This window comes from Alteromonas ponticola, assembly GCF_012911815.1.
In the GTDB taxonomy this organism is placed as follows: Bacteria; Pseudomonadota; Gammaproteobacteria; order Enterobacterales; family Alteromonadaceae; genus Alteromonas; species Alteromonas ponticola.
The window spans coordinates 291,440-316,805 of sequence record NZ_JAATNW010000004.1; the positions used below are offsets into that span (position 1 = coordinate 291,440).

At 46.5% G+C, this 25,366-nt stretch carries 25 protein-coding genes; 12 read left to right on the plus strand and 13 right to left on the minus strand.

Annotated elements, in window-relative coordinates; translation table 11 throughout:
* The first annotated feature begins 213 nt into the window (after positions 1-213).
* Together HCJ96_RS08415 and HCJ96_RS08420 are read left to right on the plus strand one after the other, a co-directional pair.
* On the plus strand, positions 214-882 hold the full coding sequence (locus HCJ96_RS08415) for a TorF family putative porin (protein WP_169210599.1): 669 nt from the start codon (positions 214-216) through the stop codon (positions 880-882).
* A gap of 404 nt (positions 883-1,286) precedes the next feature.
* Entirely contained in the window at positions 1,287-1,523 is a 237-nt protein-coding gene (locus HCJ96_RS08420; protein ID WP_343034687.1) for a DUF2970 domain-containing protein, read from the plus strand.
* Here the strand turns inward: HCJ96_RS08420 and HCJ96_RS08425 are convergent, their stop codons facing one another.
* The 9 genes from HCJ96_RS08425 to pilM form a co-directional block, all read right to left on the minus strand.
* Complete coding sequence (locus tag HCJ96_RS08425; protein ID WP_169210600.1) at positions 1,524-2,360, minus strand: Dam family site-specific DNA-(adenine-N6)-methyltransferase; 837 nt, start codon at positions 2,358-2,360, stop codon at positions 1,524-1,526.
* Positions 2,361-2,515: 155 nt separating this feature from the next.
* Positions 2,516-3,892, minus strand: coding sequence for an SPOR domain-containing protein (locus HCJ96_RS16530; RefSeq protein WP_169210601.1), 1,377 nt, complete (start codon positions 3,890-3,892; stop codon positions 2,516-2,518).
* A 74-nt stretch (positions 3,893-3,966) separates the two neighbouring features.
* Positions 3,967-5,034 carry a 3-dehydroquinate synthase gene (gene aroB / locus HCJ96_RS08435; RefSeq protein WP_169210602.1) on the minus strand — a complete coding sequence of 356 codons (1,068 nt, stop codon included), beginning with the start codon at positions 5,032-5,034 and terminating at the stop codon, positions 3,967-3,969.
* Positions 5,035-5,049: 15 nt separating this feature from the next.
* Positions 5,050-5,565, minus strand: coding sequence for a shikimate kinase AroK (aroK, locus tag HCJ96_RS08440; RefSeq protein WP_169210603.1), 516 nt, complete (start codon positions 5,563-5,565; stop codon positions 5,050-5,052).
* 270 nt (positions 5,566-5,835) lie between these two features.
* The gene (locus tag HCJ96_RS08445; RefSeq protein ID WP_169210604.1) at positions 5,836-7,614 is read right to left on the minus strand and encodes a type IV pilus secretin PilQ; all 1,779 of its coding nucleotides are present in this window, start codon (positions 7,612-7,614) and stop codon (positions 5,836-5,838) included.
* Positions 7,607-8,149 (minus strand): pilus assembly protein PilP, encoded by a 543-nt coding sequence (locus tag HCJ96_RS08450; protein ID WP_169210770.1) that lies wholly within the window; start codon positions 8,147-8,149, stop codon positions 7,607-7,609. Before HCJ96_RS08450 ends, HCJ96_RS08445 begins: the two co-directional genes overlap by 8 nt.
* Positions 8,149-8,757 carry a type IV pilus inner membrane component PilO gene (locus tag HCJ96_RS08455; protein WP_169210605.1) on the minus strand — a complete coding sequence of 203 codons (609 nt, stop codon included), beginning with the start codon at positions 8,755-8,757 and terminating at the stop codon, positions 8,149-8,151. Before HCJ96_RS08455 ends, HCJ96_RS08450 begins: the two co-directional genes overlap by 1 nt.
* Positions 8,754-9,344, minus strand: a complete 591-nt coding sequence (locus HCJ96_RS08460) for a PilN domain-containing protein (protein ID WP_169210606.1) — start codon at positions 9,342-9,344, stop codon at positions 8,754-8,756. Before HCJ96_RS08460 ends, HCJ96_RS08455 begins: the two co-directional genes overlap by 4 nt.
* Positions 9,332-10,399 carry a type IV pilus assembly protein PilM gene (gene pilM, locus HCJ96_RS08465; RefSeq protein WP_169210607.1) on the minus strand — a complete coding sequence of 356 codons (1,068 nt, stop codon included), beginning with the start codon at positions 10,397-10,399 and terminating at the stop codon, positions 9,332-9,334. Before pilM ends, HCJ96_RS08460 begins: the two co-directional genes overlap by 13 nt.
* A 139-nt stretch (positions 10,400-10,538) precedes the next feature.
* Between pilM and HCJ96_RS08470 the strand changes: the two genes are divergently transcribed.
* From HCJ96_RS08470 to yghU, 3 genes are all read left to right on the plus strand, one after another.
* Positions 10,539-13,178: a PBP1A family penicillin-binding protein gene (locus HCJ96_RS08470; protein ID WP_169210608.1), complete on the plus strand. Its 2,640-nt coding sequence runs from the start codon at positions 10,539-10,541 to the stop codon at positions 13,176-13,178.
* A 53-nt stretch (positions 13,179-13,231) separates the two neighbouring features.
* Positions 13,232-14,923, plus strand: a complete 1,692-nt coding sequence (locus HCJ96_RS08475; protein WP_169210609.1) for an NAD-dependent malic enzyme — start codon at positions 13,232-13,234, stop codon at positions 14,921-14,923.
* 361 nt (positions 14,924-15,284) lie between these two features.
* Positions 15,285-16,142: a glutathione-dependent disulfide-bond oxidoreductase gene (gene yghU, locus HCJ96_RS08480; RefSeq protein WP_169210610.1), complete on the plus strand. Its 858-nt coding sequence runs from the start codon at positions 15,285-15,287 to the stop codon at positions 16,140-16,142.
* 71 nt (positions 16,143-16,213) lie between these two features.
* Here yghU and HCJ96_RS08485 read toward each other — a convergent pair whose 3' ends face one another.
* The gene (locus tag HCJ96_RS08485) at positions 16,214-17,062 is read right to left on the minus strand and encodes an alpha/beta hydrolase family protein (protein WP_169210611.1); all 849 of its coding nucleotides are present in this window, start codon (positions 17,060-17,062) and stop codon (positions 16,214-16,216) included.
* Positions 17,063-17,335: 273 nt separating this feature from the next.
* Between HCJ96_RS08485 and HCJ96_RS08490 the strand changes: the two genes are divergently transcribed.
* The 4 genes from HCJ96_RS08490 (at position 17,336) to HCJ96_RS08505 (ending at position 19,546) form a co-directional block, all read left to right on the plus strand.
* A complete protein-coding gene (locus HCJ96_RS08490; protein ID WP_169210612.1) occupies positions 17,336-17,869 on the plus strand; it encodes a sigma-70 family RNA polymerase sigma factor in 534 nt (177 codons plus the stop codon).
* On the plus strand, positions 17,866-18,597 hold the full coding sequence (locus HCJ96_RS08495) for an anti-sigma factor (protein WP_169210613.1): 732 nt from the start codon (positions 17,866-17,868) through the stop codon (positions 18,595-18,597). Before HCJ96_RS08490 ends, HCJ96_RS08495 begins: the two co-directional genes overlap by 4 nt.
* A gap of 248 nt (positions 18,598-18,845) precedes the next feature.
* Positions 18,846-19,328 carry a hypothetical protein gene (locus HCJ96_RS08500; protein WP_169210614.1) on the plus strand — a complete coding sequence of 161 codons (483 nt, stop codon included), beginning with the start codon at positions 18,846-18,848 and terminating at the stop codon, positions 19,326-19,328.
* Positions 19,329-19,330: 2 nt separating this feature from the next.
* Positions 19,331-19,546, plus strand: coding sequence for a helix-turn-helix transcriptional regulator (locus tag HCJ96_RS08505; RefSeq protein ID WP_169210615.1), 216 nt, complete (start codon positions 19,331-19,333; stop codon positions 19,544-19,546).
* On the opposite strand, the gene ybaK is transcribed toward HCJ96_RS08505, so the two are convergent.
* The gene (ybaK, locus tag HCJ96_RS08510) at positions 19,547-20,014 is read right to left on the minus strand and encodes a Cys-tRNA(Pro) deacylase (RefSeq protein WP_169210616.1); all 468 of its coding nucleotides are present in this window, start codon (positions 20,012-20,014) and stop codon (positions 19,547-19,549) included.
* Positions 20,015-20,210: 196 nt separating this feature from the next.
* Between ybaK and HCJ96_RS08515 the strand changes: the two genes are divergently transcribed.
* Together HCJ96_RS08515 and HCJ96_RS08520 are read left to right on the plus strand one after the other, a co-directional pair.
* The gene (locus HCJ96_RS08515) at positions 20,211-20,639 is read left to right on the plus strand and encodes a YeeE/YedE family protein (protein WP_211162749.1); all 429 of its coding nucleotides are present in this window, start codon (positions 20,211-20,213) and stop codon (positions 20,637-20,639) included.
* A gap of 15 nt (positions 20,640-20,654) precedes the next feature.
* Positions 20,655-21,089 carry a YeeE/YedE family protein gene (locus HCJ96_RS08520; RefSeq protein WP_169210617.1) on the plus strand — a complete coding sequence of 145 codons (435 nt, stop codon included), beginning with the start codon at positions 20,655-20,657 and terminating at the stop codon, positions 21,087-21,089.
* Here HCJ96_RS08520 and HCJ96_RS08525 read toward each other — a convergent pair.
* Entirely contained in the window at positions 21,086-22,117 is a 1,032-nt protein-coding gene (locus HCJ96_RS08525) for a metal-dependent hydrolase (RefSeq protein WP_169210618.1), read from the minus strand. The genes HCJ96_RS08520 and HCJ96_RS08525 overlap by 4 nt on opposite strands.
* Before the next feature lie 148 nt (positions 22,118-22,265).
* Complete coding sequence (locus HCJ96_RS08530) at positions 22,266-22,715, minus strand: GNAT family N-acetyltransferase (RefSeq protein WP_343034690.1); 450 nt, start codon at positions 22,713-22,715, stop codon at positions 22,266-22,268.
* A 354-nt stretch (positions 22,716-23,069) separates the two neighbouring features.
* Between HCJ96_RS08530 and HCJ96_RS08535 the strand changes: the two genes are divergently transcribed.
* Positions 23,070-25,319: an alpha-amylase family glycosyl hydrolase gene (locus HCJ96_RS08535; protein WP_169210619.1), complete on the plus strand. Its 2,250-nt coding sequence runs from the start codon at positions 23,070-23,072 to the stop codon at positions 25,317-25,319.
* The last annotated feature ends 47 nt before the right edge of the window (positions 25,320-25,366 follow it).

Sequence of the window (25,366 nt, forward strand, 5' to 3'; positions counted from 1 at the left end):
GCATTTAATTAGTGCATTTGCGTTGCCAAAAGGGATGGTAAAGTAAACAATGACGCTGAGCGTAATTTGAATAAAACAAATTAAATTCAATTAGTTAGGTTATGAGCTGGGCTGTGGGAAAAAGGGGTGATTTTTAGGCACTGGTTTTGCGTTGTTCAACAATATAATAATAAGCGGCAGTATCCAAAATATTCAATTCCAAGGAGAACACACATGAAATTGGTAAAAAAGACAACTTTGCTGTTGGGCGCGTCAGCCATGCTCGCTGGCAGCCCGTTGGCGTCGGCAGCAGTTGAGGCTAATTTTGGAGTTACCAGTAACTATTTGTGGCGCGGCGTTACGCAAAGCGGCGATGACCCGTCCGTTTCAGGTGGATTAGATTATACGCATGACAGCGGGTTTTATGCCGGTGCCTGGGTAGGTACCATTGATTGGGGGATGGGGGGTTCAACCGAAACCGATTTATACCTTGGGTACAGTGGCGAGTCGAATGGCTTCGATTATGACGTCGGTTACATTTATTACGCGTATCTTGACGACGATTATAAAGATTCTGATTTCGGCGAGCTTTACTTTAACGGCGGCTATCTGGGATTCGGGTTTGGCGTTGCGTACACCGTTAACAGTCAGGTTGATGACGGCATGCTGTTTGATACCGGCGACATCTATTACAACGTTTCTTATGGTTGGGACCTTGCCAATAATTATTCACTCAGCCTGCTGTATGGCTATTATGATTTTGATGCTGGCAGTGATGGCGACTATGGGCATGTGCAACTGGATCTCGCCAAGGGTGATTTCACTTTTTCGGTGTCGAAAGCCGAAGAAGAAGCGGGCGATGATGATGTCAAATTGGTAGTAAGCTGGGGCACAACCTTTTAAAAGTACCTTTGCACTTCTGGGAGCCTACGCCAAGTAAGGATTGGCGTAGCCCAGATCGACCAAATAATACTTTAGAACAGGTTGTTCATTGTTGGCAAACGCGTATAATGGGTGAAAATTTAAGCGGTGATGTGAAATGTTCAAGAAAGGACGGACAAAAACTTTACTCACGCTCGGCGGCCTAACCGCGGTGCTATGGATGGGTTTATCTGTTGATTCATTACACACAGACTCCTTGTGTGAATACCAGCCTTCAACTGAGTTCAACCCTAACCTGCCGGCCAGTCACATTCACAATCAATGTGCACTTGAACATGCCGCACACGTAAGCTGGTTTTCCTGGTTTTTCAGTAAGCCAGATACTTATCAGTTTCATTTTCTTGACCTTCTAGAGCTACTCAACCGTGACACTAATTCGGATCTCTCAAACGGACGAGAGTAAGAAGAAAACGGCCGTAAAACCCAGATTGCTGCAGATTATTGGCAGTGTTTTCGCTAGCGCATTTGGCGTGCAGACGCATAAAAATTATTCGCGCGATTTCGAACAAGGCTCACTGGTAGTTTACATTGTAGTTGGCATCATCTTTGTGGCAGCTTTTGTCACCGGACTCGTTACGCTGGTGGCGTTTATTACCACCTAATTAAAGTGAGTCCAATTCGGTGGGTGAAAACAGCGCTAATAACTCTGCCGCAGGCTTGCGAAGGGCACCGTTTTGACTGATTGAGCGCTTAACCGACATCTGACTCAGGCAAGCAGGTTGATAAAGTTTTCGCGTTAAAGGCACATCGTGGTTGGAAATTAACACCGGGATACCCCGTGAAGAAGCTTTCAATGCCAGCAGGGCAAGCTTATCCTGTGCAGCTTCACCAAAGCTGTTGGCCGCATAACTGGTAAAAGATGCCGTTTTACTGAGTGGCGCGTAAGGAGGATCGCAATAAATGACATTACCAGCGCGCGCTTTACTAAATACCTTCTCAAAGGGTAAACAGGTAAAAATCGCCTGTTGCGCTTTTTCTGCAAACACGTTCATTTCTTTCTCTGGAAAATAGGGCCGTTTATAGCGCCCAAATGGCACATTAAATTTGCCACTCAGATTATATCGACACAAGCCATTGTAACCATGACGATTAAAATAGAGGAATAAAATGGAGCGGTAATACACATCGCTGCTCTGATTAAATTCATCGCGCAATGCATAGTAAATCTCGGCACTGTTATGTTTGGTACTGAAAAACGCCTGCGCGTCTCTGATAAGTCTGTCAGGCTGCGCTTTTAATAAATTATAAAGGTTGATGAGATCCGGATTAATATCATTAAGAAGGTAACGTTTGTAGTGCGTGTTTAAAAACACCGAGCCCGCACCAACAAAAGGTTCGATAAGCCTATCCGCATCAGGCAAGCGCGATGCTATCTGTTCAACCAGCCCGTATTTTCCTCCCGCCCATTTTAAGAATGCACGGTTTTTTTGTTTTGCCATGTGTAATACGAAATCTACATGAGTGTTAACTATAAAAACCACGAATTCGGATGATAGAGCTTACTCTGCTCGGCCGGCGGTTGTTACATACCTGAATGAAGATTGTAACGGGCAAGCTGATCGGCTACAACTATCAATTCGCGGTAAGACTAAACTTATTGATTTAATTCGGCTTTAATTTGGCTGCCAGATTTTACAAATGCTTTTTCGCGACCTGGGTATTGCGGCAAATTCGCCACTGCGCTTCTGGCTGTATCCAGTGAAGCGAAAGGTTGGTGAAATAATAAGACATACCAGTCACCGCCATAACGCTGCGTTTGGTACATTTTAACCACTGCTTCCAAGTCGTGATCTTTCACAAACTGCTCCAACAGCTGACCATCTTTCAACCCTGCTAATTGAATATAAAAGTTATCGGACTGAATATCCTCAACGCTGACTTGTTCCACGGTTGGTGCAGGCTCTGCGACAATCTCAGTCGTTTCTTTGGCTGGTGTGGTCGTGGACGTATTTTCCGCTGCGCTTTTTTCAAACCGGGGTTGCTGACGCTCGGAAAGCTCTGACTGAGCTAAGTTGTCTGTTGGCAGAGAATTGTCATTGCTATTGCTGGTCTGAGCCAGCGCCTCAGGCCAGTCAGCTACTAAAGCTGACGCATCCGCGGCAGATGAAGCATCGTTTGAAGGACGCTCATCGATGCTGACGACATCCACTGTTTCCGCAACTTTGGTAGTTGAGTCTTGTGACTGGTTATCAACCAAAGTTTCGTACGCGGTTCCGACTTCGACAGGTTCTGTTTGCGCTATTTCAGAAGGTGTGTCCAATGGACGAAAAAGTGCGGTTATCTTATTGCCGTACAACCATGCTACAAGCGCGCCAAATATCAATAGAAATACCCCGACTATCAGGCTCCAGAACAGTGCAGGGTTACGACGAGTGGTTTGAGTTACCATACCGGACGAAGAACGTGCCGCGAGATGCTTTTCAAACTCTTGTCTGCGCTTAGAAATCAGCTTGTCGACGGTAAGCTCTTTAGAAGACGGCACCACCGATTGACTGCTAATTAACAACGGTGTGGTCGTATTTTTTGCTGGTAGCCATTGTTTAGCGCGTTCTGCCCACGTTGATTCACCAAACAGGAGCACATTCAAATGTTGTCGATTAGCAGCAAAACGACTCTGCAAAACCAAATCCCACAACTCCTGGAGTAACAGATCTGGCATATGCTGCGCTTGAGTTATCGTTATCAGAATTGGACCGTCGTGATTGTTTAATGCAGCCAGTAATTCACTAAGTGGGCGGACATAGCCACCTACAGTTTGCCCTAACAGTTGACGGCACAGCTGACAGCGATAATCGGCTATTTCCATCTGCTGACTGGCCGTAATGAAGGCGATGTCTGTTTCGTTGGGCTGTTTGAAAACGAAGGCTTCCAACGTTTTCTGTTGTTGCGCCACAGAATCACTGCTCACAAAAATGAGTTGCGAGGAATAGTTAACCAGATACTCCAATCGGTCATGCAATTCTGAATGCACTTCGAATACCTTACGATGCCAGTTGGCGAGTTAATAATGCAAAGTTTATGTGTATAGTGTAATGAGTAGACAGCCTAGCCAAGAATCTGACGAAGTATAGTATCTGATACGTCTTTCGTGACCACTGCGCGACCAATTCCTTTGGGGATAACGAAACGGATTTTACCCGCTTCCACCTTTTTGTCTCTTACCATATGCCTGACGTAGGCATGATAGTCCATCGACTCTGGTCCGCAGACCGGCAGCCCAAATGCTGCAAGTAAGCTTTCAATACGTCGACATTCTGACGCTGAAAGCCAGCCCATACACTGTGCAACCTGACTTGCAATTACAGTACCAGCCGCAACCGCTTCGCCATGTAACCACTTACCATAGCCTTGCTCGGCTTCTATCGCGTGGCCAAACGTGTGGCCAAGATTAAGAATCGCACGTAGTCCGCCTTCTTTTTCATCCTGGGCGACAACGTCGGCTTTGATTTGGCAACAGCGACTGATGGCTTCAATAAGTACACTGGCCTGATGACTTCGCAAGGATTGTTGGTTAGTTTCAAGCCAGTCAAAAAACGCGCCGTCGTAAATGATACCGTATTTGATGACTTCAGCCATGCCCGCGGCAAATTCGCGTTCCGGTAACGTATTAATCACATTGACATCGATGGCAACATATTTGGGCTGATAAAAAGCGCCTATCATGTTTTTACCCAATGGGTGATTAACCGCCGTTTTGCCGCCCACTGATGAATCCACCTGGGCCAACAGGGTGGTCGGGATTTGAATGAATGGCACACCCCGTTGATACGTTGCGGCAACAAATCCGCATAAATCGCCAATTACGCCGCCTCCTAGGGCAATCAACGTGGTATCACGCGCAGCGTTCATTTCCAGCAGGCGGGTCATGACAATTTCAAACTGCGCCAGCGATTTGAATTGTTCACCATCAGGCAATTCAATCACCTCAACCTGTTTATTGCCACAAGCTCTGACTGCATTGCTTAAGTAAAGAGGTGCTACGGTTGTATTGGTGATAATTACGGCCTGTGGGCCATTAATGTACGGCACTAAAAAACCGGGCTGCTGTAACAGCCCGGTTTCAATTGTGATGGGATAACTACGTTCATCAAGTTCGACATTAATTGATGACATAGTCAGCTATATCCGTTATAAGCCGATCTGGCTTATGATTTGACTCGCTACCGCGCGCGCTGACTGGTCGTCTGTTTCGACGATGTAGTCTGCTACTTCTTCATAAAGCGGATTACGTTCGCCCGCTAGATCTCTTAACACCTGTTCAGCATTACCGTTTTGTAACAATGGACGACGCTTATCACGTTGCGTGCGTGCTACTTGCTTATCGATAGTAGTTTGCAGATAAACCACGATGCCACGCGCTGATAAACGGTTACGAACGGCTTTGCTCACTACTGAGCCGCCACCTGTCGCCAGCACGATACCTTGCTTGTCAGTCAGGTCGTTAATGATGTCCTCTTCACGCTTGCGGAAACCGTCTTCGCCTTCAAGATCAAATATCCAGGCGATATCCGCACCAGTGCGGCGCTCAATTTCCTGATCAGAATCAAAAAACTCAAGATGAAGTTCGTCAGCCAGATGTCTTCCGATGGTGCTTTTGCCTGCACCCATTGGGCCAACCAAAAAGATATTACGTTTTTCAGCCATATTTGCTTGTTTCACAACTTTTTTGATGTTGAGGGTAGTGCCATATGCCTTTCTTGACCACCCATAAACTTGTGCCTATTCATTGCCCAATAAGCACACTCCTTAAACCTCGCTTAAATTTCGAGGGCGTGATTATCTCAGTTTCTCTGCGACTGATGCAAGTTTTGTTGGCAGCAATTTAAAAATAACTTAAAAAAACAACAGTTTTTGTCAACTTGGAGAGGGGGAACTGGGGTGTTTAAGGAGGGCATTTAGCCCTCCTGACCCTATTTATAGATTCTCGGTTACAATTTTCGGTGTAACAAAGATGAGGAGTTCGCGTTTTTGGTAAAGCGTAGATTTGTTTCTAAACAGTGAGCCTACGACTGGTAAGTCACCAAATAATGGTACCTTGGATACATCGTCGGTATTGATTTGTTGGAAAATCCCACCTAATACTACGGTCTCGCCATTTTCAATCAGTACCTGCGTCTTAATTTCCTGAGTATCAATCGCCACAGCCGGCCCGGTTGATGTCGACACAGTCTCGCCGCGGGTGTCCTGGGTAACCACGAGATCCAGAATGATGCGGTTGTCCGGCGTTATGTGGGGAGTGACCTTTAAACTTAATACCGCTTTTTTGAATTCAACGGAAGTCGCACCACTGGACGTTGCCTGCACGTAAGGAATTTCAGTTCCTTGTTCAATGTACGCTTCCTGCTGGTTAGCCACCGTGATGCGCGGACTGGCAATAATTTCACCTTTATTTTCCGATTCCAGCGCAGAAAGCTCCAGATCCAGGATGGTTCCGTCTACCAGGCTGGCAACCTGAAATCCAATACGTCCTGCCGGGTTAATTACCGGTAAGTTGACATTTAAACGGTCGGCAATTTGCGGAACAACGCCACCGGCTATGGTGTCAGCGCCTTCCAGTGAGCCAGATACACCGTCATCATCCTGTCTGTCTGAAAAACCCCAGCGCACACCTAACTCTTCACCAACGTTATCTCTTACAGTGACCATTCGGCTTTCTATCAATACCTGCTTAACCGGGATATCCAGTGTTTCGATCATGAAGCGCGCTTCGTCGATGGACTCCTGCGTGTCACGGATCAAAATGGTATTGGTGCGCTCATCCACCGTTGCAGTGCCTCGGGGAGACAGAATGCCGCCGTCCTGGTTTTTCAAAATCGTCGCCAGTACTTCAGCTTTGGCATAGTTAACCACGATGCTGGTAGATTTAAGCGGTGCTAAATCCGCAACCTGCTTTTGCGATTGTAGTTGCTGGGTTTCGCGCGCGGTGAGTTCTTCCGCTGGCGCGATGAGAAGAATATTACCTTCAAGTCGTTTATCCAGACCTTTAATTTTCAGGATCATCTCCAATGCCTGATCCCAAGGTACACCCGATAAACGAATCGTCACGTTGCCCGAAACGGTATCGGTAGTGACCAGGTTAAAGCCATTTACCTGCGCAATGATTTGTAAAACTTCACGTACCGGCACATCCTGAAAATCCAGTGATATTGGGTCGCCGGTGTATTGCGTGTCCTGATTTAATTTGGCTTGTTCTTCTTTACTCATGGGTTTGATTTCAATGCGCAACACTTTTCCTTCCTGCGTGTGTTGAGCAAATACCAGTCCGTCGTAACGAATAACAACCCGCGCGCCGTCTTTATCCTGAAACGTTTCGATAGCCGACACCGTAGTGCCAAACTGTTCGACATTTAATTCAACCAGTTGGTCATCAGCCAGTTCTGTGCCAGGTAGCGTAATGGTCAACTCGCCTTGAGACTCAATCAATTGAGGGTCAAACGTTTTATTGTTGAACGACAGTGTGGTCAGTGCCAGATTGCCGGCCTGACGCGTAAATTGAACGTCTTTCAAACGTGATGAAAACGCATTCTGTTCCGCCTTGTATGGGTCCAGTAATGGCGTTTCCGCTTCCTGTGCATTGGCCTTGGACTGCACTAAAAAATTTAAGATGACAAAAAAGGCGGCCATGCTGGCAACCCAGTACCAGGCGCTGTTGCTTCGATTAAGCCGTTTGTTAAAAATGTATCGCTCAGACATTCTCATTTTCTCCTGCTGCCGAGGCCATGGTCAGCGTAACTTCTTTGCGTTGCCAGCATCCTGCTCCGTCAGGTAATAATTGTTCGATTCTAACTGATTTGTTGTTGATTTCTTTAATTTTTCCGTAAAACAAACCAATCCTGCTGCCAATTTGTGCTTTATGCAAGCTTCCATCATTTGATTTAAACAATGCCCACTGTGTACCCTGGGTAGTAAAACTGCCGGAAAGTGCCAGTGCATCTAACCCATACTCTTCCAGACGTGCTTTTTTGCGATTGAAATCCGGTTGTAAACAATTGGCCTGTTTTGCAACAGCTACCGGTGTGGTGACTTCTCTAGGCCGAGTAAACGGGCTTCGCATATTCTGCGCGGTGTATTGTGCAGAAGGCGGTTTGGTAAATTCAGGATAAGGTTCAATGTTAACCTGAGTGGTTGACTTTACTTGTGCCGTATACGCAGTCAAGTCATTCAGGGTAGGCGAGCAGCCGCTCATCACGACAGCACACATTATCATAAGGGCAGAATAATACTTCATCATTCTTTCTCCCCACTTCGTTGGGCCAGCGCGGTTCGATACGTTTTCGCTTGCAGTTGAAGCCGAAGTCCGCTTTGTTCTTGCGTCAATGTAAAGTCATGAATCGTGACGATACGCGGCAAATCCGCAACTTTAGCTACAAATTCACCGAAATTATGGTAGCCACCCATTACTTCCATTTCGATGGGGAGCTCGGTGTAAAACTCTTTAGGCACTTCTTGTTGCCAGTTTAAAATTCTAAAATTAAGCCCGGATGTGGTGCCAACAAATGTAATGTCGTCTAGCAACCCCGGTGTTTCATTACTGGTGGGTAGCGAACGCAACATCGAAGAAAAGTCGGCTTCAATACGGGTCAATTGTTTTTTGTAGGCGTCAAGGTTGACCGCGATACGGTATTTCGCTTCAAATTGTAACTTCAGTTCTTGCTCTTTAGCTTCAACGCTATCCAGAACAGGTAGCTTGGGACTGATTAAAAAATAGTAGCTCAACGCGGCAACAATAATGCCGACAAAAATGCTGACCACAATTTTGACTTCTTTAGGCCAGATGGCGATCTGTTCAAAATCAAGCTCATTAAGCGTTTTTAGCTGGGCAAAATCAAACTTCATTTTTTGCCTCCTTGTGCAGTCTCATTTTCACCAGGCTGCGGTGCGATTGCCGGGCTGATAATAAACTTCAGAGTGAAATCACTTACGGCACCGGAGGTTGCATCATCGGCAACAATCGAAGAAAGGTCACCACCAGTAAACACATCCGAACGTTCCAGTTGACGCATAAATTCGGATAATCTGTTGTTAGAATCACTAATGCCTTCGATTTCAATGACATTGTTCATTCTGCGCATAGACTTAAAGGACACCCCTGGCGGTACAATTTTGGCCAATTCATCAAAAAGCAGCGGGGCGACGTTTCTGCTGGTTTGCAGTTGTTCAATTAATGCCATACGCTGCTCGATTGCATTTTTGCTCTTTTTGATATCCTGAATGGCTGAAATTTGCGAGTCTAATGCGCTGATTTCATTCTGTAAGTAAGCGTTACGCGCGTTTTGATTTGAAATCTGTTGATCAATTGCCTGACCTACAAACCAAAACACCAGGCCGACCAGCGCTGCGACTGCAACCAGGCCCATCAAATATTGTTTCTTTTGCTCCTGACGCTGCTTTTCACGCCAGGGCAACAGGTTTATATGTGCCATTCAGAGAAACTCCTGCTGGCTAAGCCGGCGGCAATCGCAAGTTGTGGGGCGACGGCTGCCAGTTTTTCTTTATCTAACTTGGGATTGATTTTCATGCCCGAAAAAGGATTAAAAATATCAATGTTGATACCTAAATCCTGCTGCAGACTATCTACCAGCGGTGATAACGTGGCTCCACCCCCACACAACAGAATATTCGCCGGGCGATCCGTGTGAAAGCTAGACATGTACATTTGTAACGCACGATTAATCTGCTGCTGTAGATTGGCAGAGAAAATAGGCAACGTATCGTCGACCCAATTGGCTGGAAGCGTGTTCGTCAATAGTTGTTTTTCAGCATCTTCGCGCTCAATCATATGGATTGCAGCCAGATCCTGAATTAACATATTCATACCAAACGCGTGCTCTTTGCTGTAAATCACTTCGCCTTTTTCCCACACACAAACCTGAAGTAGTGATGCCCCAATATTAATGCAACATACCCGCGTGTCTGTATTTTCTTTGGCGTAAAAGTATTTTATTGCATTACCTAATGCATAACCTTCGATATCAACGATTTTGGGCTCAAATGGCACTTCACGAACTAATGTGATGCGGCTGTCGACCATGTCTTTGTGCGCAGCAGTTAACAACACGTTGACCTTGCCTTCATGAGTTTTACTGGGGCCCATTTCCTCAAAATCTAAATAAACTTCTTCCAATGGGTAAGGAATCAAACTGTCCGCTTCGATTTCAATCTGGCTTTCCATCTCAAAATCATTCTGCTCAGGATCCATATACACCATTTTATTAATCACCGACGTGCCTGCCACGGCCAGGGCGACGGTTTTGTCTTTAACCTTCAAAGCGTTTTTAACTTTTTTCAGGGTTAAACTTACCGCTTCATAATCTTTTATTTCGCGCTCAGCAAAAGCTATCTTGCTTATGGGTTCGCACGCGAAGCTTTGCAGGGTATATCCCGCTTCGGTTTGCTCCAAAAGCACTGCTTTTATTTGACGTGTGCCTATATCTAGGCCCACAATAGACGGCAGTTTTGGTTTGAACAGCTTTTTCATCTGCTGGGTTCCGGCCTGAAAGGTTAAAATTCCGATGTTAGGATATTACGCAAGTTTTCTGCGTAGTAGGGTTCTAATAAAAACACGTACGTATAAAATATAAGTCATTTTGGCGAAATTGCCTTGGTATCATATCTTCGTGAAGTACATCAAATATCTAATTTTATTCATTATAGTTTCCACACTGGTTGGCAGTATTGCGCTGGTTGGTATTTATTTTTATATCAAACCTGACCTGCCTAGTGTCACTGTTCTAAAGGACGTTCGTCTGCAAACTCCCATGCGCATTTACACGCATGACGGAAAATTGATATCTCAATATGGAGTTAAACGGCGGATCCCGGTAAAACTTGAGGAAGTTCCGCAAGAACTTATCAATGCGGTGATCGCGACAGAAGACAGCCGTTTTTACGACCATTATGGTATCGATCCAATTGGTATCATGCGCGCCGCGTTTAATCTGGCGATCACGGGTGAGAAACAGCAAGGCGCCAGCACCTTGAGCATGCAGTTGGCCAGGGGGTTCTTCTTAACCCGCGAAAAAACCTACATCCGCAAGATTAAAGAGATTTTCATTGCACTGCACATGGAGCAGGAATTAAGCAAACAGGAAATTCTCGAGCTATATTTAAACAAAGTTGAACTGGGACATCGTGCTTTCGGCTTCGGAGCGGCTGCACAGGTGTATTACGGTAAACCTCTTTCCAAGCTAAACCTGGCCCAGTTAGCCACATTGGCTGGCCTGCCTCAGGCGCCGTCAGTACTAAATCCGATCAGTCGTCCAGAGCGGTCCATCGAGCGTCGCCGAATCGTTCTGCTGCGTATGTTAGATGAAAAACTCATCACCAGAGCGCAATTTGACGAAGCTGCCAATCAGCCGGTCTCATCGCGCAAACATGGTGCTGAAATCGCCTTGGATGCCCCCTATCTGGCCGATCTGATTTACAACGAAATGATTGAAATTTATGGCAAAGAAGAAGCTGAAACCGGCGGCTATCAGGTTTACGCAACAGCGTCGTCTCATTTGCAGGCAGCGGCGCAGGATGCAGTAGTCAGAAATGTTCATGACTACGACGAACGCCATGGTTATCGTGGACCAGTCCAGTACCTTTGGAACGCACCGCTGACAAAAGAAGATGGGACACCCGACAGCGAAACGCAAGCTCAGCAAAAGTCATCGGCCAAAACTCGTGATGCGTGGGATACAGACAGCATTATCAGCGCACTGAAACAGGTAACAAGTTACACCCCATTGATTCCGGCTGTGGTGTTAGAAGTGCACGAACAGGCAATTACCGTGTTGGACAGAGACGAGCAGAAAAGAGTCATAGAGTGGGCTGGTATGGACTGGGCTCGCGAGTACATTACTGATAGCAGACAGGGTAACGAACCTGAAAAGGCAGCTGATATCGTGTCAGAAGGAGCGGTCATTCATATTCGCGAACAGGACGGACAATGGCGCTTGTCGCAAATTCCTGATGTCAGCGGCGCATTGATTGCCATCGATCCCAAGAACGGTGCCGTACAGGCGGTAGTAGGGGGCTATAGTTTCTATCAAAGTCAGTTTAATCGTGCAACGCAGGCCAAACGTCAGGTCGGTTCAAACATTAAACCCTTCGTTTACTCGGCCGCACTGGAGCACGGCTATACTCTGGCCTCGGTAATTAATGATGCGCCTATAAACCAATGGAATGCTGCCACTGGCGTTGCCTGGCGGCCCGAAAACTCTCCAGCCGAATATGATGGCCCAATTCGTATGCGTAAGGCGCTGGGCAAATCAAAAAACGTGGTCTCAGTGCGCTTGTTACGTGGAGTAGGGCTGGATGCCACTGTAAAGCATCTGGCTCGTTTCGGCTTCAATGAGCGTGAAATTCCCAGAGATGAAACGGTTTCGTTGGGGTCGGGTTCACATTCTCCGCTGGAAATGGTGCGCGCCATGAGCGTTATTGCCAATGGTGGTTTTCTTGTTAAGCCGTATTTTATCGACAATATTCAGGATGAGTTTGGCGAAGTATTATGGCAGGCTAAACCGGTATGGGCATGCAATCCGTGTAATGATGCGGTAGCCGACGCTGAAGAAAAAGATATTGAAACTCTGCTTGCTGAGCAGCTAAATCAGGATCAGGCGCTTGCCATGCCGGATGACGAAGACGCAAAACAGCCGGCACCACAGGTGATTAGTGCGCAAAATGCGTTCCTGGTCAGCGAAATGATGCGTACCGGGGTGCGCGCTAATGGAAGTTGGAATAATAAAACCTACTGGCTGGGTACCGGCTGGCGGGCCAGAAATATTTTACAGCGTGAGGATATTGCAGGTAAAACGGGAACCACCAATGATTCACGCGATACCTGGTTCAGCGGCTTCCATCACACCTTAGTGGCCACGGCCTGGTTAGGCTTCGATGATATGAACCGAAAGCTGGGGCGGGCTACACGCAATCAGAATCTGATCAATCGCGATCCTGAACGGTTCAACTGGATCGGAAACGCTATGATTGGCTCTGAAGATGGCGCCAAAGCGGCGGGTCCGGCGTGGATACGTTTTATGCAGGTGGCATTGAATGAGGTGCCCTATTCACCTATGCCGATTCCGGAAAATATTGTCAGGGTGCGAATAGATCGTACCACTGGAAAGTTGACCAGACGCACAGACCATACGACACTATTCGAATACTTTCTGCAAGGTACTGAACCAACAAGCTATATTCGGGAAGATGAAATCATCGACCCTGCAGAATTGGATTCACCTAATGAGCCAGAGCCTGAAGAAGTTTTTTAATACCGATTCAGGCACTAACGGCTAACTAATAGATTTAACAATGCGGACAAACCATGTCAGAAGATTCTAACAAGTATCTTTATATTCCTCATTCCGGCCCTTCGTTGCTGGAAACGCCACTACTCAACAAAGGCAGTGCTTTTACTGCCCGCGAACGCGCGCAGTTCAACCTGACAGGTCTGTTGCCACCTCGCTACGAGACGATTGAGGAGCAGGTTGAGCGTGCTTATATGCAGTACAACACTTTTGATGATGCGCTCAATAAGCACATTTATTTGCGTGCTATCCACGATAACAATGAAACGCTGTTTTACAAGCTGATTCAAAATCATATTGAAGAGATGATGCCGATCATCTATACCCCGACCGTGGGCGACGCCTGTGAGCAATTCTCGGATATTTATCGCAGCTCGCGTGGCCTGTTTTTGTCATGGGAAGAGCGTAACCAACTGGACGATATCGTGCGCAATGCGACCAAGCGTAAGGTGAAAGTCATTGTGGTAACCGATGGTGAACGTATTCTGGGGCTGGGTGATCAGGGCATTGGCGGCATGGGCATTCCGATTGGGAAGTTATCGTTGTATACCGCATGTGGCGGTATCAGCCCTGCGTATACTCTGCCTGTTATGCTGGATGTGGGGACCAATAACGAAAAACTGTTAAACGACCCTATGTATATGGGCGCACGTCATCCACGTATTGAGCAGGACAAATATGATGAGTTCGTCGATATGTTTATCAAGGCGGTGACGAAACGTTGGCCAGATGTAATGATTCAGTTCGAAGATTTTGCTCAGCCCAATGCGATGCCAATACTAAATCGATATCGTGAACAGATCTGCTGCTTTAATGATGACATTCAAGGTACAGCAGCAGTGACACTCGGTACTATTCTCGCTGCGTGTAAAGCGAAAGATAAAGCGCTGTCGAAAATGAAAGTGGTTTTCGTGGGAGCTGGCTCTGCTGGCTGCGGAATTGCAGAGATGCTGATCCAGCAAATGTGTCAGGAAGGGCTGAGCGACGAGCAGGCGCGCCGTCAGGTCTTTATGGTTGACCGCTTCGGTCTGTTGACCGAAGGCATGGAAGGCTTACGCGATTTTCAGCAAAAGCTTCAGCAGCAGCAACAGGACATCAAAGCGTGGACGTTTAGTGGCGAATACGCCTCGCTACTTGATGTAGTGCACTGCGCGCAACCCGATATATTGATTGGGGTATCCGGACAGCCAGGCCTGTTTACTGAACAGGTTGTGCGGGCGATGAAACAGTATCACGACAAGCCTATTATCTTTCCCCTCAGCAACCCTTCAAGACAGGTAGAAGCGCGTCCGGAGCAGGTGATTGAGTGGACTGACGGTAATGTGGTTATCGCTACTGGCAGTCCGTTTACGCCAGTGCTATACAAAGATACGCTGTATCCTATTGCACAATGCAACAACAGTTACATTTTCCCCGGCATTGGTTTAGGGGTGATTGCATCTAAAGCCCGCCTGGTAAGTGACGAAATGCTGATGGCCGCCAGCACGGCATTAGCCGACGCCTCACCGTTGGTGACGCATGGTGAAGGCTCACTGCTACCACCACTGACGCAAATTGCAGACTTAAGTAAACAGATTGCGTTCGCAGTGGCTAAGGTGGCAATGGAACAACATCTTGCCCTGGAAATGACCGATGAAGCGCTTACTGCTTCAATTGAGCGTAATTTCTGGAAAGCCGAGTATCGTCCGTACAAACGGGTAAGTATTTAACATCTTCGCATAGCAGGGTTTATAACCCTGCTAATTACCATCAAATACCCTTCTTTTCTTGCATTTTCATGACCAGTGTCTGCGAAAGGTTACATTCATGCCTGCCACATTCCGGCATCGGTTCAGCAAATAGATATAAGTTGATGAATTAAAAGTTAAAAAACTTTCTGGCACAGAACATGAAGTAGCCTTATACAGGTAAGTCAAATCAACGGGCTTACTAACCTTCTTTGCGGACAATGGAGTGTCCGCTTTTTCTTATTATTCCCCCTCTTCTCGCTCCGCATACTGCATTATAGCGCCGAACTAATCCTAATCGATTGAACTGCGTAGTGATCTAAGGATCTAAATTGGAGCTACCATGAGCAAGAAAAAAGAATACCAGCCACCGAAAGTATGGACGTGGGAGAAAGAAGACGGCAGTAAGTTTTCTAATATCAATCGTCCCTATTCTGGACCTCGTCACCAAAAGGCTTTGCCGGTAGGCGAACATCCGTTTCAACTTTACTCGTTAGCTACGCCGAATGGACAGAAAGTCGGCATTATGTTTGAAGAACTGCTCGCGGCGGGGGTTAAAGAAGCGGAATATGATGCCTGGACCATCGACATTGGTGAGGGTGATCAATTCTCATCAGGCTTTGTTAACGTCAATCCCAATTCAAAAATACCCGCTATTATGGATCGCAGCAGTAATCCGCCGGTACGGGTATTTGAGTCCGGAGCTATTCTGCAATATCTGGCAGAAAAATTTGGCAAATTTATTCCGGAAGAAATCACTGCGAAAACAGAATGTCGAAACTGGCTGTTTTGGCAAATGGGATCCGCTCCTTATCTAGGCGGTGGGTTCGGGCATTTTTATAATTATGCGCCCTTTAAAATGGAATATCCGATCAATCGCTTTACCATGGAAACCAAGCGCCAGTTAGATGTGCTGGATAAGCATTTAAGCTTTAACGAATATCTGGCAGGCGATGAATATTCAATTGCAGACATTGCAGTCTGGCCTTGGTATGGCGGGGTAGTACTGGGCAAGCTGTATGATGCCGGCGACTTTCTACAAGTTGAAGATTACACCCACCTGTTGCGCTGGGCGAAGCAAATTGGTGAGCGTGAAGCGGTCAAGCGCGGCAAAATTGTCAACAAGGCGTGGGGTGATGGAATACAACTGCTAGAGCGCCACAGTCGCAAAGATATCGATAAGGCATTGAAGAAAAAGTAACCCGCATGCGCAGCTGAGAACAACGGGTCAATGCGGTCTGCTGAGGAAGGGGATTTCCCTTTTTCAGCGGACTACAGGTACTGCCTAAAGAACGTCAGAGGCAGATGCCATAACGCCGACGATTGACGCGAGAAAAATTTCATATGGCCGATTTGCTTAAGTTGCCATAGCGAAGGATTAAGAATTTCCAATGAATGGTCAGCGTTAGTGTAAACGCTCATCATTTCTTTGACGTTTTTTTCACACGCGATATCATCGTCCGTGGCCACTACCCACTTTGCCGGTATCTTAAGTGCGTCATACTGATGATTCTGAACGTCTTTACCGAAGCTTGTTTTGACATAACCCTGACCATTACACCACTGCCGCCACTGTCGCCCTACACCGGCAGGCAAAGGTTCGCCCATGCCAAGCCACTGTGATTTGGTGTGACCAAATAGCCAGTTTGAGAGCGGAATAAAACAATTCATAAAGAAATGCGCTTTTAGCTGATACAACAAACGCATATTGCGTAAACTGCCCGACGAACTACCCACATTAAACATGGCGGTTAATTGCTGTGCATTTCGCATTAAGCCGGCAAGCTGACCCCCAGCACTATGCCCGAGCAGAAAAAGTGGCTTATCGTCAGTGCGGGCTTTTAGGTGATGTAATGCGGCGGTCATGTCAGACTCCCCCCAGCTTATTAAAGTGGCGCGACTGTCACTCACAGGCTGACTGAGAGAATCACCGATACCACGATAATCGAAGGTTAAAGCGGTAAAACCGTTTTCTGCCAAAAACCGTGCGAAGGGTTGATAGAATTGTTGTTTGATCCCTGTGGCGGAGCCAATCAGCACTGCGCCCAGGCATTCATCAGCATGAAACAGATTGCCGGTAAGTATTGCGCCATCATCGCAGTGAATTTTTTCGCTCAACATATCGTCTCTTAGGTTATCTGGTCTTACCAGTAAACCGCAAATAGCTACTTTTTGCAATGGGACAAATTTAACTGATGCTATTTTGCATCCAATGCGCTGCTTTATTCGTTATTCCATTGAATGATTAAATCTGGGCCAAATGATTTGCCGAGGCTATACACTGATAATAAAAGTCGTCATGATGAGGGTCCTAAATAATCAGAATGACGCGGCGATGTCATCGTAAACATGTTTTCTACGAGTGAGATTTGCCAATAAAAACCAGGTGTTCAGATGGATTCAACCGAGCTACTTGCGCTGTTGCAAGACACAGCTATAGGGGATAGGGCCTCGTTTGCCCGTCTATACCAGCAGACCAGTCCCAATATTTATGCAGTGTGTTTAAAGTTGTTACAACGTCGTGAACTGGCGGAAGAAGCCATGCAGGATACGTTTATACGGGTTTGGCATAATGCGGCTGATTACCAAAGTGGCAGAGGCACAGTATTGGCATGGATGACCACCATTGCCCGCTATCGCTCATTAGATATGATCAGACGCAAGAATATTCGCAAAGAACAAGGGTTGTTAGATAAAGATGTTATCGAAGGCGCCCAACCTGTCGCTGACTCAGATAACGAATTAAGTGAACGCCTGGAACATTGCATGAACGCACTGACTGATGAGCAGCGACAAGCCATTCAGTTAGTCTATTTTAATGGACTCTCGCACAACGAAGCAGTCACCCATATACGCTCGCCATTGGGTACAATCAAAAGCTGGATAAGAAGAGGGTTGCAAAGTTTGAAGCAGTGTTTATCGATATGAATTATGTAAATGATGAAAACCTGTATAAATTGCTAGCGGCTGAATATGTGTTAGGAACGCTGGTGGGCAAGGCGCGTGCACGCTTTCAGAAACTGATGATGGAATATCCTCAGGTTACCAAGGCGGTGTGGGACTGGGAGCGTTATTTCAGTACGATGAACGCGAAGCTGTTACCCATCGAGCCGCCGCCGGCACTTTACAAGAAAATCGAAGCAAAGTTATTTGCCGAGACCGGTGGGGACACAGACAATATCGTGCCAATTACTCCCCAGCCGCGACAAGTGAAATCGAGTTCATCCCGCTTGACGATATACAGCGGACTTGCTGCCGTTGTTGCAGTGCTGATTGCCACATTTTTGATTTACCAGCGCCCGCCGGTGTCACCTGTCGAAGATAAAACGGTTGCCATTGTGCAAAATAGCGAAGCTAAATCTCTTTGGTTGATTGATATTCAGGACCAGGGCATCGTTGTTACCGCAACGGCGAATGTAACCCAGTACAGCGATAAGGATTATGAGCTGTGGATGGTACCTAAGCAGGGCGACGCGCCAATTTCGCTGGGGGTCATACCAAAGTCAGGGAAACGAAGTCTGACTATTGTTGATGGATTTGACATAACCAATCTGGCCGCACTAGCGGTAAGTTTGGAGCCTTTGGGAGGATCACCCAGTGGCACCCCTACAGAGGTGCTGTTTACAACTGATACCGTCTTGTTACCAACAAGCTAGTTCCTTTCCTCGTGACGCCAGTGAGTGGAGCCCTGCTTCGCTGGCGTAGCGAACCTGTTTAATCAGTCTCACCCGTTTGATACAGCAACTATTTCTGTGCACACCACGTTAACTCACCCCTGAGAAACACCTTCTACCTGAGATTTAATGCCGAACCAGGTAACTATACCGAACATAATGTTAAAAATTTTTGACATTATGTTTGGTTTGGATTACTTTTTGTGCATAATTCACTCAGGGAGAAAAAAATGAGCTTATCGTATCGTGAAAAAACAGTGTGGGTGTCCTTGCTGGTTTCTTTAATTCTTGCCAGCTACTTTGGCAGTCAGTTACAGGCACTCTTCAGTGTCGGTCCAGCCGTTGACGCCACTGCGGTTTCTGCTTTGCTGCTAAAAATTGTGATTGCGTTTATCGTGGTGGAAGTGGTTATGCACGCACTATTGGCGATGGAAGAGCAAGAAGGCGCGGATGAACCTGAAGATGAGCGAGAGGCGACCTTCCGCTTCCGTGCTAATGAATGGGGTTACTGGTGTTTGTCTATTGGGGTCATCATTTGCATTATAAATGAATTAATGAATAAGCAATTAGCGGAAGGTGCCGCCATTTCGGATAACCCATTCTTCCAGTCGTTCGGCTTAGCGCCGCTCGAATTAAAATTGGTGATCGTCTTCTGGCTTTCAGAAATCGTGCGTTTCAGTGCGCATCTGTATTATTACCGCAAGGGTGAATAAACATGGCGCATTTTGTTATTACCAACAAGATTCGCGAATTACGTTTTTTTGCTGATGAAATGACCCAAAGTGCACTGGCAGAACAGGTTGGGGTAACCCGCCAAACCATAATGGCAATTGAAAAAGGAAAGTATTCTCCTTCGTTGGAAGTTGCTTTTAAGATAGCCCAGGCATTTGGAAAACCGTTACAAGACGTATTCTTTTATGAAAAGCAGTAGTCAGCAGGTGAGTTCAGCAAAGCGCGCATTGAGTTGCGCGCGCAGTGCTTCAGGATTCATTTCAATTTCTACGCCGCGGCGGCCTGCGCTGATGTAAATTGTTTTAAACGGATGTGCAGAAGTATCAATAAATGTGCGTAATCGCTTTTTCTGACCCAGCGGGCTGACCCCTCCTAACACATAGCCAGTGGCGCGCTCGACGAGCGTCGCTGCTGCCATTGACGCTTTCTTTGCTCCCGCTGCTTTGGCAATTTGTTTCATGTTCAATTTGCACGTCACCGGCAATAAGCCCACTACCAGTTCGTTCGTGTCCAGGCTTACCACCAGGGTTTTAAAGACCTGAACTGCGGGCACGCCTAGTTTTTCAGCAGCTTCCAGGCCGTAAGACTCTCTATCAGGTGCATGCTTGTAAGTGTGAATATGATGAGCGATGTTCGCCTGGCAAAGTATCTTAATAGCGGGTGTCATTATTTACTCAAACACAAAAATCAGTAGATAAACTTGGTGGATATAACGTTGTTACGTTGAGATTACTTTAGACAGTCGATTGCAAGCGGACAATTAAATAATAAACAAATTTAGTTTTTTTCCATATGCGGAATAGTTTATATTAAGCGTGAAGCTTCGATATACCTTATCAAGATTGACTATGCATGGATTAACAATGATGAATTGGACAGTAACAACCTTTGACCCCTGGGCGGGTCTGGCCGGTGGCGTTTTCATCGGGACAGCCGTAGTACTCCTGTTATTCAGTATCGGAAAAATTGCAGGTATTTCAGGGATCGTCGCCGGCATATTTAATCAAAAATCCATTGAGCTACATTGGCGGTTGGCGTTTCTGGCCGGCTTGATACTTTCTCCTATTCTATATCGCGCATTTATTGGCGAGTTTGCGGTCATTGTGCAAACTGAAACCCTGTGGATGGTTATAGCAGGGCTGCTTGTCGGATTCGGCACCAGACTGGGTAGTGGCTGCACCTCGGGACACGGTGTGGCCGGCCTGGCCCGCCTTTCCCCGCGCTCGCTCGTGGCGACCTTAATCTTTATGGTCACTGCGGTCGCTACTGTGAGTGTGATTAGATATCTTTAAACAACAGGTGAAAAATTGAAAACATTACTCGCTGCGCTATTTTGCGGTTTTTTATTTGGTTTTGGTCTGATCATTTCTGGCATGACCAATCCGGCCAGAGTGCTCAATTTTTTAGATTGGAGCGCCAGGTGGGACCCGACGCTTGCATTTGTGATGGGTGGGGCTATCGCGGTGGCACTGCCAGGATTTCACTGGCTTAGGAAACGAGAGAAACCTCTTTATTCCAGCCATTTTGAACTCCCCGCTAAGCGTAAAATTGACGCTAAACTGGTTTTTGGTGCAGGTCTGTTTGGCATAGGGTGGGGTATAGCCGGATTGTGTCCCGGTCCGGCGGTAGTTGCTGCTGCCACCCTTGATAGCGACTTGCTGCTGTTCTTCGCTGCCATGGTAAGCGGTATGGTGGCTCAACATTGGTTCTTCAATCAAAAGCTTAATAAAAACGCGCGTTAAGGTAACCGCTCGTTGAGTTGCTCTGAGGAAGATGAATCAAATATTTTGTCGAGGGGGATTAGGTCACGATTACCACTGGGAATGTCATCTATGTAGTTTACATGCTGATGCTGCTTGTCTGCATTAAGCTCTATACCCCATAACGGCTTTACCTTCTCTACCTGTGCTGAATAGCGTAAATCACTGATCCTCTCTGCGTGCTTCGGGTCCACCACCAACCAGTTATCAGTAAACCAGCGAAATCGCTCCACATCGTCAGCATGTACCGAGCCAGGCTCAATTGAGGGAAAGTCACGCATCATATTTAGCTTTTCTATCACGGTGCCCGGATAAATTCTCGGCTCGCCCATAATGGGAAGGGCGATTGCATTAACATAATAGCGTTGGTTGGCCTCATACAAGGTTCGCCACACGATAAGATTACCAATGGTCGGCATCGCTTTGATGCGTGTAGCCTGATGGCTGTTTTGCCTGACCAGCTGATCGACTGTGTTTATCGCGCGATGGTGCTGCAATACACCTAATCCCATGTAAGCAGCAAAGAAAGCAACTGACAAATAGAGCCAGTGCTTTCGTTTGACCAAACAGGTTGCAGCAATTCCTATCAGCAGGGGCAATGTCACAAACAAATCTATGATGCCTATAGTATCCCAGGCTATGCGCAAGTGGGTGAACGGCCACAGCAGTTGTGTTCCGTAAGAGGTGCAGGAATCGAGCAGACCGTGGGTGGCGTACCCTGCTGTGGCACACCAATAAATAGATTTAAATGGGTGTGCCCGGTAGAACAGTAACCACAGTAACGATGCGACAATGAATCCACCGATGGGAATGAAAAAAAGGGCATGGGTAAATTGTCGATGTAATTCCAGTGCCAGCAAAGGATCCTGACTGGATTGAAGCAAAATATCCAAATCGGGTGCCATACCCGCCGCTGCACCGATAAATGCAGCGTGTTTCAGTCGGGTTTTGTCTTTACTTATTACTAAGGCGGCTGTGGCGCCGATAACACCTTGGGTAACAGGATCCATAATTCCTTAGCTTGAAATAAATCGACAGTGAATGTGCTGCAGCAAGGTATTGTTTAAACGACGATTTAACAGCACTTGTAAATTGCTTATCACTTTTTACTTTTTTACTTTTTTACTTTTTGTATTTAACTTAGTACTGGTAACGGGTTTATATAGATTGCTCCATAAAGTAAAAGCGCTCATCTTCGTGAGAAACGCCAAATCCGGTTCTGTAATATAAATTAATTGCAGGGCTGATTTTCATCACCCGTAGTCTTAATTTTATCGCACCTTTATCTTTGGCTATGCGTTTGGCAAGCTGCAGTGATTCTGCACCCCAGCCCTGATTCTGAAAGGCAGCATCAATCTGCAGATCACGCAAATAGCAGCCATCTGCATCGAAAGCTAAGCGAACTGCACCGATAACCTGACCCAGATGCACTATATCCCAATTTTCAAGTTCCTGAATATGCTGCCACACTGTATGCTCATCCCATTCGACACCGTAATGTTGGTAATAAGGGCGCATATTGCGATAGGTCATTGCCGCGGATTTAATCAGATCTGAGCATGGTGTAACGGTGATCACATGGTGGTTATTTGTATATGTGCCTGCCACTGCGGTAAGTCCAATTGTCTGTGTATGTGAGCAAAACCTAAATTGGCATAGACGTTACCTATTTGTCCAGTGAGTTCGACATTGCCGGTGCCAACATTATTGCAACATTCAATTGCAGACAAACTAATTTTTAGCTCATCTGACCACATCTATTTTCAACCATTCAATCCGTCGAAACTAGCCGTAAGTATAGGTTTCGCGTATAAATTTCAATTACATAATCATCCAGCTTAATAATTTAAATTTATCTGAATACGTATGCAAAATTTTGTTATATAAATGTTAATGACCTAGGATGGTGAATGAAATTTCCTCAGCGCTGAATATTGTAAACCTTAATAAAAGAGCGAAAAAATGAAACGTAATCAATCGCTTGGGTCATTACTCAAGCTCGCTGTCATTCCGGTGGCGGCATTAGCACTTAATATATCCGATGCACTAGCACAAAATAATTTAGGTCCGGTCACAGGTAAAGATGTGGTTTATCAGATTCTTACCGACCGTTTCTATGACGGTGATAGCAGTAATAATATTCCAAGCGGTTCGCCCAGCTCCATATTTGACGGTACTGGTGGCGATCTTAAGCTTTATCAGGGTGGAGATTTCCAGGGCATCATCGACAAAATTCCCTATCTGAAAAACATGGGGATCACGGCCGTTTGGATTTCCGCGCCGTATGCTAACCGCGACGAGCCTATCATTGATTATCAGGGTGGGGGCTCCCAATTAGTCTGGTCAAGTTACCATGGCTATCATGCGAAGAATTATTACCGCACTAATCGACATTTTGGTGATATGAGCAAGTTCGAAGCGATGGTCACGGCACTGCATAACGAAGGCATCAAAGTGGTGATCGATTTTGTGTCGAACCACACCAGTCGCTGGCAAAATCCGACCAATAATAATTCTCCGGAACACGGTCGTCTGTACGAGCCCGATAGAGACAGCAACGGCAATTTCGTGTTTGATGGCAACGGCAACCCGGTGGATCATAATAACGATGGCAGCGTGGACAACTTAATTGCGGACCCAAATGGTACCGTTAATCCTGGCTGGTTCCACCGCATTGGTGACCGAGGCTCCGACGGTTCCCGTTATGGTTATCGCTATAAGGATTTAGGTTCACTGGCGGACTTTACCCACGAGTTGCCAGAGGTTGCTGAATATCTGGAAGAGGCAGCGATATTCTGGAAGGCTAAAGGTATTGATGGCTATCGTCACGATGCCACGCTGCACATGAATCCGGCTTTCGCGAAAGGCTTCCGTGATGCCATCGATGCGGCGGCGGGTGGTGCGGTAACCCATTTTGGCGAATTCTTTATCGGCAAACCCGATCCAAAGTACGGCGAATATGAATCGTTTCCTGACCGCACCGGCATTAACAATCTGGATTTTGAGTTTTTCCGCACGGTAACCAATGTGATTGGTAACGGCAGTGAAAACATGAACGCGCTGGCTAACTTCTACCAATATACTGCGCAGGACTATGCCTACGAAAACCAGACGGTAACCTTTATAGATAACCACGATGTACCCCGTTTTTTACGGGTTAACAGTGATACCCGCAGTCTTGACGTGGCGTTAGCGCTAACCATGACCTCCAGAGGGATACCCAACATTTACTATGGTACTGAACAGTATGTGAATGGACAGGATGGCAGTGAAAATGGCGGACGTGTGTTTATGCAAACGGATACCACGTTCGACCAGAGCACCCGTGCGTATAACATCATCAGCGATCTTTCTGCACTTCGTCAGCAAAATGATGCGTTAGCGTATGGAATGACATCAATTTTGTATTCCAATAGCGATGTATTGGTGATGTCGCGTAAATTTTATGACAAAGAAGTTATCATTGCAGTAAACCGTAGTCCGTTTAACACCTACAACATTCCTGCACTGTCCACTTCACTTCCTAACGGTAACTATACCGACGTTCTGGGCAGCGCCCTGGATGGTAGCTCAATCGGTGTCAGCAATGGTCAGCTCAACGGGTTCAATCTGGGCTTGCAGGAAGTCAACGTTTGGAGTTACGACCCATCACTGGGAAGCAATCCAAAATTAGGCGATATGCAGTCTGTAATGGGTCATGCAGGCAATGATGTGACTCTGTTTGGTACTGGCCTGGATGGGGCAATTCAGGTGAAATTTGGCAGTACCACCGCGAACGTGGTCAGCAATGACTACAACAGTGCAACGGTCACTGTGCCTGGTGTGGCTTCAGGAAAACGTCAGGTCACCGTCACTAAAGGTGGCGTGACCAGTAACACTTTCGACTTTGAAGTATTGTCTGACAATCAGAATCAGATGATATTTAAAGTCGAAGCGGGCACCAGTGCCGGACAACAGGTGTACGTGGTGGGCAGCATTCCTGAATTAGGCAACTGGGATCCGACCAAAGCGCTGGATGCATTCCATAACCCTAATAACAATGACTGGTTCCTGCCGGTGAGCGTACCTAAAAACACATCTTTCGAGTTTAAATATATTCTTAAAGATGGTTCTGGTAACGTGACCTGGGAGTCAGGTTCAAACCGCTCGGCAACGTCTTCAACGGATGAAAACGGTGTGGTTGACCGCGCAGAGGATTTCTTCCGATACTAGTAATTAACCGCCGGGAGCGTTCATTCGCTCTCGGCATTTACCTAAAA

What these genes read in the sequence shown, in the direction of transcription:
- HCJ96_RS08415 (WP_169210599.1), top strand. Translation starts at nt 214, where the DNA reads ATGAAATTGGTAAAAAAGACAACTTTGCTGTTGGGCGCGTCAGCCATG.
- HCJ96_RS08425 (WP_169210600.1), bottom strand. Translation starts at nt 2,360, where the DNA reads ATGGCAAAACAAAAAAACCGTGCATTCTTAAAATGGGCGGGAGGAAAA.
- aroB (WP_169210602.1), bottom strand. Translation starts at nt 5,034, where the DNA reads ATGTCATCAATTAATGTCGAACTTGATGAACGTAGTTATCCCATCACA.
- aroK (WP_169210603.1), bottom strand. Translation starts at nt 5,565, where the DNA reads ATGGCTGAAAAACGTAATATCTTTTTGGTTGGCCCAATGGGTGCAGGC.
- HCJ96_RS08445 (WP_169210604.1), bottom strand. Translation starts at nt 7,614, where the DNA reads ATGTCTGAGCGATACATTTTTAACAAACGGCTTAATCGAAGCAACAGC.
- HCJ96_RS08450 (WP_169210770.1), bottom strand. Translation starts at nt 8,149, where the DNA reads ATGAAGTATTATTCTGCCCTTATGATAATGTGTGCTGTCGTGATGAGC.
- HCJ96_RS08455 (WP_169210605.1), bottom strand. Translation starts at nt 8,757, where the DNA reads ATGAAGTTTGATTTTGCCCAGCTAAAAACGCTTAATGAGCTTGATTTT.
- HCJ96_RS08460 (WP_169210606.1), bottom strand. Translation starts at nt 9,344, where the DNA reads ATGGCACATATAAACCTGTTGCCCTGGCGTGAAAAGCAGCGTCAGGAG.
- pilM (WP_169210607.1), bottom strand. Translation starts at nt 10,399, where the DNA reads ATGAAAAAGCTGTTCAAACCAAAACTGCCGTCTATTGTGGGCCTAGAT.
- HCJ96_RS08475 (WP_169210609.1), top strand. Translation starts at nt 13,232, where the DNA reads ATGTCAGAAGATTCTAACAAGTATCTTTATATTCCTCATTCCGGCCCT.
- yghU (WP_169210610.1), top strand. Translation starts at nt 15,285, where the DNA reads ATGAGCAAGAAAAAAGAATACCAGCCACCGAAAGTATGGACGTGGGAG.
- HCJ96_RS08485 (WP_169210611.1), bottom strand. Translation starts at nt 17,062, where the DNA reads ATGTTGAGCGAAAAAATTCACTGCGATGATGGCGCAATACTTACCGGC.
- HCJ96_RS08490 (WP_169210612.1), top strand. Translation starts at nt 17,336, where the DNA reads ATGGATTCAACCGAGCTACTTGCGCTGTTGCAAGACACAGCTATAGGG.
- HCJ96_RS08495 (WP_169210613.1), top strand. Translation starts at nt 17,866, where the DNA reads ATGAATTATGTAAATGATGAAAACCTGTATAAATTGCTAGCGGCTGAA.
- HCJ96_RS08500 (WP_169210614.1), top strand. Translation starts at nt 18,846, where the DNA reads ATGAGCTTATCGTATCGTGAAAAAACAGTGTGGGTGTCCTTGCTGGTT.
- HCJ96_RS08505 (WP_169210615.1), top strand. Translation starts at nt 19,331, where the DNA reads ATGGCGCATTTTGTTATTACCAACAAGATTCGCGAATTACGTTTTTTT.
- ybaK (WP_169210616.1), bottom strand. Translation starts at nt 20,014, where the DNA reads ATGACACCCGCTATTAAGATACTTTGCCAGGCGAACATCGCTCATCAT.
- HCJ96_RS08515 (WP_211162749.1), top strand. Translation starts at nt 20,211, where the DNA reads ATGATGAATTGGACAGTAACAACCTTTGACCCCTGGGCGGGTCTGGCC.
- HCJ96_RS08525 (WP_169210618.1), bottom strand. Translation starts at nt 22,117, where the DNA reads ATGGATCCTGTTACCCAAGGTGTTATCGGCGCCACAGCCGCCTTAGTA.
- HCJ96_RS08535 (WP_169210619.1), top strand. Translation starts at nt 23,070, where the DNA reads ATGAAACGTAATCAATCGCTTGGGTCATTACTCAAGCTCGCTGTCATT.